This is a genomic window from Caulobacter sp. P1_B12_2 (assembly GCF_056406675.1).
Genome location: NZ_JBFTZS010000262.1, coordinates 1 through 6,643 on the forward strand (window position 1 = coordinate 1; position 6,643 = coordinate 6,643).

The window sequence follows — 6,643 nt, forward strand, 5'->3', positions numbered from 1 at the left end:
GGTTCAGACCGTGCTGTGCACGCCGACCGTTTTGGCCCGGTCCGGCGGCTTGAAGGACCCTGCCGACCTGCTGCACGCCCCGCGCATCGGATCGCCGGAGTTCTGGGTGCGCTGGTTCGAGACGGCGGGCGTCGATGCGCGCGACGATCGCGCGCCGCCGCGCCTGTCGGCTGACGCCCAGGCTCTGGAAGTGGCCACGGCCCTGGCGGACCAGGGCTTCGCGCTGGGCTCACCGATCTTCTTCGCCCAGGAGATCGCCCAGGGCCGGCTGGTGGCGCCGTTCGACATCACCGCCAACTACGGCGGCGGTTACTGGCTGGCCTATCCGACCGAGCGCCGCCGCGTGCGCAAGATCGTCGCCTTCCGCGACTGGATCCTGGCCCAGGCGGCGGCCGACCCGCTGATCGCGCGCTACCGGACTTCGTAGCCGTAGCGCTTGATGATCTTGATCGCGGCCGGCGACTTCAGGAAGGTCACGAACGCCCGGGCGGCGGGGTTCTTCTCGCCGGTCTTCAGCAGCACGGCCTGCTGCTCGATCGGCGCGTGGTCGGCGGCCGGCACCAGCCAGCGCGAGCCGCCCGGCTCGTTGATCACCTGCGACAGGGCGACAAAGCCCAGCTCGGCGTTGCCGGTGGCCACGTACTGGTAGGCCTGGGTGATCGACGAGCCCTTGACGATCTTCGGCGTCAGGGCGTCGTAGAGCTTCAGCTTCTGCAGCGTCTCGACCGCCGCCTGGCCGTAGGGCGCGGCCGTCGGGTCGGCGATGGCCAGCTTGGTGAACTTGTCGGACGTCAGCACCGCGCCCTTGGCGTCGACCAGGCCCGGGGTCTTCGAATACAGCACCAACCGGCCGACGGCGTAGGTGTAGCGCGTGCCGGCGACGGCCAGGCCCTCCTGCTCGGCCTTCTTGGGACGCTCGGCGTCGGCCGAGAGGAACACCTCGTATGGCGCCCCGTGGGCGATCTGGGTGTAGAACTGGCCCGAGGCGCCGAAGTTGAGGGTGGCGGTGTGGCCGGTCTTGGCCTTGAAGGCCGTGGCGATCTCCTTGGCCGGCTCGGTGAAGTTGGCGGCGACGGCGACCTGGGTGTCGGCCGCCAAGGCGGGCGCGGCTCCCAAGGTCAGAGCGGCCCCGAACAGGGCCAAACCCACCAGCTTGAAACGACGGGTGATCATGCAGAATCTCTCGGGAGGCCGACGCCCAGTGCGTTATGTAGTTGAACTACCGAACGCCGGAAAAGGTCAAGCCTCGGCGACGTTTCGGCGCGCACGGGCGATATGAGGAATTCTGGAGCGCCGCTTCAGCCGCGCAGGAAGCTGTCCACCAGCGCCTGGTCGCCGTCATAGACCCAGCACTCAGCCAGCAGGTCGGCCTCGATGCGGTAGACCAGCACGCGGTCCAGTTCRGTGACGACGCCGTCGCGCTCGAAGGCCTCGCGGGCGATCACCACCGCTCGCTCWGGTCCGGCGGTCACGTCGACGATGCGGACCAGCTTGCGACGGGTGCGACGGCTGACCTCGGCCAAGGTCGTCAGGGCGGCGGCCAGGCCGACATGGTCGCCGGTCAGCGGATGGTCGCCGAAATAGTGCAGGGTGAAGTCGGGGTGGTAGCAGGCGCGCAGAGCGGCCAGGTCGCTGGCCTCCCATGCCCTGGCGTAGCGCTCGGCGACCGCGCGGTTGGCCGCTTCGGTCACGCGGCGTCTTTGTAGCGATCGCGGTACTGCGCCGGAACAGCCTGATAGGCGCTATTGGGCGCGACCTTGTAGATCCGGCGGGCTTCTTCCAGGGGCATGGCGAACAGCGCCGGATAGTCGACGGCCGGCAGCCAGGCCGCCGAACGGCCGTTGCGCCAGGCCTCGCGCACCGCCTGGCCGTACGGCTGGCCCAGCCTGGCCTTCTGGAACTGGCGCGCGCCGGCCAGGGCGATGACGGCGAAGCCCAGGCTGCGGGTCTGGGCGTAGGAGAAGGCCACCACGCACACCTCGCCCAGGGCGTCGGTGCCGTAGCCGGTCAGCACGTGCCAGACGTCGTGCACGTCGCGCATGCGGCGGGCGTACCAGGCCAGCGGGTGGGCGGCGTCGACATCGGCCTCGGGAATCTTGCGGCTTTCCTCGGCCAGGCCTTCGGCCGACAGGCCGCGCGGGGCGATGAAGTCGCGATAGGCGGCGCCGACCGTGCCGGGCGCGAATTGGGCCAGCCAGGCCGGATCCGACAGCCGCTCGGCGAACTCTTCACGCTCATAGGCGATGCGGCCGCCCTCGGGCGTGCTCAGCAGACGGCTATAGCCCTTGGGGATCGCGTTCCCCGCCAGGGCGCGCATGATCTCGAACACCGAGGCGGTGTCTTCCTTGTCGGCGATCAGGCGCCGGACAGCCCGAAGCGCCCGCAAAGGCTGCAGGTTGAAGGACTGACGCCCCCGCTTCATCGGTTGACGCGCCTTTGGCTCACCGAGCACTTGCGTGGCTGCAATCATGAGGCATGCTCCTGCTGAACCCACTAAAGATGACATGGCGTCATTTTTATTCAAGAGGGTTCAGCGACCCCCGATCTGCGACGTGATCAAAGAGCAACAGGGGATGGGCGAGATGGGCAGTCTGAAGAAGCGTTCGATCAACCTGGCCGGCCACGCGACCTCTCTGGCCCTGGAGCCCGAGTTCTGGGCCGTGCTGCAGTTGGCCGCCGTCGCCGACAAGATCAGCATCGCCAGCCTGATCCAGCGTATCGACGCCGGACGCGGCGAGCGTCCGCTGGCCTCGGCCTGCCGCGTGTTCGCCCTGCTGCACGCCCAGGCCGGCGAGGCCGGAACGGTCTAGCCCTCAACCACGCCCGGACCAGGCCGAGGCAGCGGAATGGGCTCCGGGCTCGGCGTCCGCCGAGGCAAGGCCGGCGTCTTGGGCATCTGCATCGACAAATCGGCCGAGCGCACGGTCAGCAGACCAGAGCGCCAGCCGCCGATCACCAAGGCGGCGATCAGCAGCAGCACCCCCAGCAGCGTCAGACCGGCCACGCCCAGATGACGCGGCCGGATGTCGTCATGACGCGGCATGGCGTCCTCCCCTAGCCGGCCGGCTTGGGCGCGTCCGGAATCTTGGGCGCGTCGAGCTGCGGCGCGGACACGTTGATGTCGACCTTCTTCTTCTGGGTCACGCCGCCCGTGAATACGAAGTAGGCGATCACCGCCACGACCACCACCAAGGCGCCGATGATGAACGCCATGCCGGTCCCGCCACCGCCGCTCGAATTGGTTTCTTCAGCCACGTCCGTCTCCTGTGAATTCCGTCCCCGCCCAACAAACGGAAGGTGAAGGTCGAGGTTCCGACGTCCAGACCGCTTGGGGGCGACGGATGGGCGCAAGGGCTTAAGCCGCGCGAACTTTGTGCTACATATGTTCCATGTCCTCTGCCTTCGACTCGTCCCCGCCCTCAGGCGATTTTCCCGGCGACCTCCCCGCCCCGCGCATCTCCGACCTGGCCCGCCCGCGCGGACCAGACCGGCCCGCGCCGAACTACCTGGAGGGGCTGAACCCCGAGCAACGGGCCGCCGTCGAGGCGACCGAGGGTCCCGTGCTGGTCCTGGCCGGGGCCGGCACCGGCAAGACCCGGGTGCTCACCACCCGCCTGGCCCACATCCTGGCGACGGGCCGGGCCCGGCCGTGGGAGTTGCTGGTCGTGACCTTCACCAACAAGGCCGCGCGCGAGATGCGAGAACGCATCACCCACATCATCGGCGACGAGGCCGAGGGCCTGCGGTGGCTGGGCACGTTTCACTCAGTAGCGGCCCAGATCCTGCGCCGTCATGCCGAGCTGATCGGGCTGAAGTCCAGCTACACGATCATCGACACCGACGATCAGGAACGGCTGATGAAGCAGCTGATCGAGGCCGACAACATCGACTCCAAGCGCTGGACGCCGCGCATCCTGGCCGGCCTGATCGACACTTGGAAGAATCGGGGCTGGACCCCGGATCGCGTGCCCCAGAGCGAGGCCGGCGAGTTCGCCAACGGCAAGGGCATCGCGCTGTACCGCCAGTACCAGGAGCGGCTGCGCATCCTGAACGCCTGCGATTTCGGCGACCTGCTGCTGCACAACATCACCATCTTCACCAGCCATCCGGACGTGCTGGCCGACTTCCAGCGACGCTTCCAGTACGTGATGGTCGACGAATACCAGGACACCAACGTCGCCCAGTATCTGTGGCTGCGGCTGCTGGCCCAAGGTCGCCAGAACGTCTGCTGCGTGGGCGACGACGACCAGTCGATCTATGGCTGGCGCGGCGCCGAGGTCGACAACATCCTGCGCTTCGAGCGCGACTTCCCGGGCGCCAAGGTGGTCAAGCTGGAGCGCAATTATCGCTCCACCGAGCACATCCTGGCCGCGGCGGCGGGGCTGATCAACACCAACAAGAGCCGGCTGGGCAAGACGCTGTGGACCGAGATCCAGGGCGGCGAGAAGGTCAAGGTTTCGGGCGTCTGGGACGGCGAGGCCGAGAGCCGGATGGTCGCCGACGAGATCGAAAAGGCCAAGCGGGCCGGTCGCAAATATAGCCAGATGGCTATCCTGGTCCGCGCCTCGTTCCAGATGCGGGCCTTCGAAGAGCGCTTCGTGATGCTGCAGATCCCCTACAAGGTGGTCGGCGGCCCACGGTTCTTCGAGCGCGCCGAGATTCGCGACGCCCACGCCTATCTGCGCCTGATCCAATCGCCCGACGACGACCTGGCCTTCGAGCGCATCGTCAACACCCCCAAGCGCGGCATCGGCGACACCTCGGTGGCCAAGCTGCTGCAGATCGCTCGCCTGGAAGGCATCTCCACGGTCGACGCGGCCCGGGTGATCATCGGCGGCGACGACCTGCCGGCCCGCACCCGCACGGCGCTCAGCAACTTCCTGCGCGACCTGGACCGCTGGCGCGCGCTGGCCGCCAACACCCCGCACCAGCGGGTGATGGAGGCCGTGCTGGAGGAGAGCGGCTACACCGACGCCCTGCGCCTGGACAAGGGTCCCACCAGCCAGACGCGGCTGGAGAACCTGAAGGAACTGGTCCAGTCGATGAGCGCCTTCGACACGTTGGAGGCCTATCTCGAGCACGTGTCGCTGGTCATGGACCTGGACAAGGGCGCCGGCGACGACGCGGTCTGGATCATGACCCTGCACTCGGCCAAGGGGCTGGAGTTCCCCCTGGTCTTCCTGCCCGGCTGGGAGGAAGGCGTGTTCCCCAGCCAGCGCAGCATGGACGACAAGGGCGAGAAGGGCCTCGAGGAAGAGCGCCGGCTGGCCTATGTCGGCATCACCCGGGCCCGCGAGGAGGCCCGGATCAGCTTCGTGGCCAACCGCCAGGTCTATGGCCGCTGGACCAGCCAGCTGCCCTCGCGGTTCGTCGACGAACTGCCCCTGGCCCACGTCGATGCGGCGTCCGAGACCGGCTATTACGGCGGCGGTCCGGGCATGCAGCAGACGGTGTCGTCACGCTGGGACGATCCGGGGACCAGCACCTTCACGGCCGGCAGCTATGACAGCCCGGGCTGGAAACGAGCCCAGGACCGAGCGTCTGGCTTTGGCGAGAAGAACACCCCGACCTGGCGCAGCGGTTCGGCGTCCCGTTCGGCGCCGATCGAGGGCGAGGGCCGGTTGGTGGCGGTCTCGGCCAGCTCGGCGGCCAGCGACCACAAGCGCGGCGACCGGGTGTTCCACGTCAAGTTCGGCTACGGCAAGATCACCGCCGTCGAGGGCAACAAGCTGTCGGTGTCGTTCGACAAGGCCGGCGACAAGAAGGTGATCGACAGCTTCGTCGAGAAGGCGTGAGCAGAAATTTCGCATAACGTTGATTGACGAAAGCGGCCCCCGGGAGGAAACTCGCCAAAAGAGAGCAGATCTCGGGGAAATCGCCTTGAAGAAGATCGCATTGATCGCCGCGCTCGGCGTCGTTCTGACGCCCTGTCTGGCCCAGGCCGCCGGCGCCTGCGACGGGTTCAAGAACGTCACCTACGCCGGGGTCATTCGCGGCAAGTTCGACAACTTTCCGGACGCCTTCGGGGCGATGAGCTTGAGGTTCGACGCCAAAGGCGTCGGCGCCGGGCGAGGCCTGATCGGCGTCGATCCCGCCAGCACGGCGGCGGTTCAGACCCCCTATGCCGGCGTGACCTGCCAACCCAATGCCGACGGCAAGTCGGGTCTCCTGAATTTCGGTCCCAGCCTGGGTTCGAGCAGCTTCACGATCTTCGACGGCGGGTCTCGCATCTGGACGCGTCACGAGATTCCAGGGCGACCGGTAGCCGGTTGGCTGTTCCGCCAGCCGCCGAGTCCGATCGCCACACCCACGAAATGACGCCCTCGCTTCGGCCGGACGCTCGACCTCACGGCGCAATAGCCATCAAATGAGCCTCGCGAACGGGCGCTATCCAGGCGTCACGCTTCGTGAGAACCCGACATGAATCCCGTCGAGAAAGCCATCTGGTTTATCGAGAGCCATTCCGCCCAGCCTTTGGACCTGGACGACGTCGCCCGCAGCGGCGGGATCTCGCGCTACCACATGTCCCGCGCCTTCGTGGTCGCCACCGGTCGCCCGGTGATCGGCTATCTGCGCGCGCGGCGGCTGACGGAGGCGGCGCGGCAGCTGGCCGATGGCGCTCCCGACATCCTGTCGGTGGCCC

At 67.9% G+C, this 6,643-nt stretch carries 9 protein-coding genes and 1 pseudogene; 5 read left to right on the plus strand and 5 right to left on the minus strand.

Features of this window, described 5'->3' with window-relative positions; all coding sequences use genetic code 11:
- Positions 1 to 427: LysR substrate-binding domain-containing protein (locus tag AC1DZ6_RS16025; protein WP_477098151.1), on the plus strand; the 427-nt coding region annotated here is incomplete at its 5' end.
- Here the strand turns inward: AC1DZ6_RS16025 and modA are convergent.
- The 3 genes from modA to AC1DZ6_RS16040 form a co-directional block, all read right to left on the minus strand.
- On the minus strand, positions 412 to 1,173 hold the full coding sequence (gene modA, locus AC1DZ6_RS16030; RefSeq protein WP_477098152.1) for a molybdate ABC transporter substrate-binding protein: 762 nt from the start codon (positions 1,171 to 1,173) through the stop codon (positions 412 to 414). The genes AC1DZ6_RS16025 and modA overlap by 16 nt on opposite strands.
- Before the next feature lie 125 nt (positions 1,174 to 1,298).
- On the minus strand, positions 1,299 to 1,691 hold the full coding sequence (locus tag AC1DZ6_RS16035) for a nuclear transport factor 2 family protein (RefSeq protein WP_477098153.1): 393 nt from the start codon (positions 1,689 to 1,691) through the stop codon (positions 1,299 to 1,301).
- On the minus strand, positions 1,688 to 2,422 hold the full coding sequence (locus AC1DZ6_RS16040; RefSeq protein WP_477098154.1) for a Coq4 family protein: 735 nt from the start codon (positions 2,420 to 2,422) through the stop codon (positions 1,688 to 1,690). The genes AC1DZ6_RS16035 and AC1DZ6_RS16040 overlap by 4 nt, the downstream gene beginning before the upstream one ends.
- Before the next feature lie 160 nt (positions 2,423 to 2,582).
- Between AC1DZ6_RS16040 and AC1DZ6_RS16045 the strand changes: the two genes are divergently transcribed.
- Positions 2,583 to 2,810, plus strand: a complete 228-nt coding sequence (locus AC1DZ6_RS16045; RefSeq protein ID WP_477098159.1) for a ribbon-helix-helix domain-containing protein — start codon at positions 2,583 to 2,585, stop codon at positions 2,808 to 2,810.
- On the opposite strand, the gene AC1DZ6_RS16050 is transcribed toward AC1DZ6_RS16045, so the two are convergent.
- Positions 2,807 to 3,043, minus strand: a complete 237-nt coding sequence (locus AC1DZ6_RS16050; protein WP_477098155.1) for a hypothetical protein — start codon at positions 3,041 to 3,043, stop codon at positions 2,807 to 2,809. The two genes, AC1DZ6_RS16045 and AC1DZ6_RS16050, sit on opposite strands and share 4 nt — an antisense overlap.
- 11 nt (positions 3,044 to 3,054) lie before the next feature.
- Positions 3,055 to 3,255 carry a hypothetical protein gene (locus tag AC1DZ6_RS16055; protein WP_477098156.1) on the minus strand — a complete coding sequence of 67 codons (201 nt, stop codon included), beginning with the start codon at positions 3,253 to 3,255 and terminating at the stop codon, positions 3,055 to 3,057.
- Between the two features lie 134 nt (positions 3,256 to 3,389).
- On the opposite strand from AC1DZ6_RS16055, the gene AC1DZ6_RS16060 reads away from it, so the two are divergent.
- From AC1DZ6_RS16060 to AC1DZ6_RS16070, 3 genes and pseudogenes are all read left to right on the plus strand, one after another.
- Positions 3,390 to 5,795, plus strand: a complete 2,406-nt coding sequence (locus AC1DZ6_RS16060; protein WP_477098157.1) for an ATP-dependent helicase — start codon at positions 3,390 to 3,392, stop codon at positions 5,793 to 5,795.
- Between the two features lie 85 nt (positions 5,796 to 5,880).
- Positions 5,881 to 6,318, plus strand: a complete 438-nt coding sequence (locus AC1DZ6_RS16065) for a hypothetical protein (RefSeq protein ID WP_477098158.1) — start codon at positions 5,881 to 5,883, stop codon at positions 6,316 to 6,318.
- Positions 6,319 to 6,420: 102 nt separating this feature from the next.
- A pseudogene (locus AC1DZ6_RS16070) lies at positions 6,421 to 6,643 on the plus strand (AraC family transcriptional regulator); the annotation flags it as partial.

Coding starts and splice junctions, on each gene's coding strand:
- modA (WP_477098152.1), bottom strand. CDS start 1,173: ATGATCACCCGTCGTTTCAAGCTGGTGGGTTTGGCCCTGTTCGGGGCC.
- AC1DZ6_RS16060 (WP_477098157.1), top strand. CDS start 3,390: ATGTCCTCTGCCTTCGACTCGTCCCCGCCCTCAGGCGATTTTCCCGGC.
- AC1DZ6_RS16040 (WP_477098154.1), bottom strand. CDS start 2,422: ATGAAGCGGGGGCGTCAGTCCTTCAACCTGCAGCCTTTGCGGGCGCTT.
- AC1DZ6_RS16045 (WP_477098159.1), top strand. CDS start 2,583: ATGGGCAGTCTGAAGAAGCGTTCGATCAACCTGGCCGGCCACGCGACC.
- AC1DZ6_RS16050 (WP_477098155.1), bottom strand. CDS start 3,043: ATGCCGCGTCATGACGACATCCGGCCGCGTCATCTGGGCGTGGCCGGT.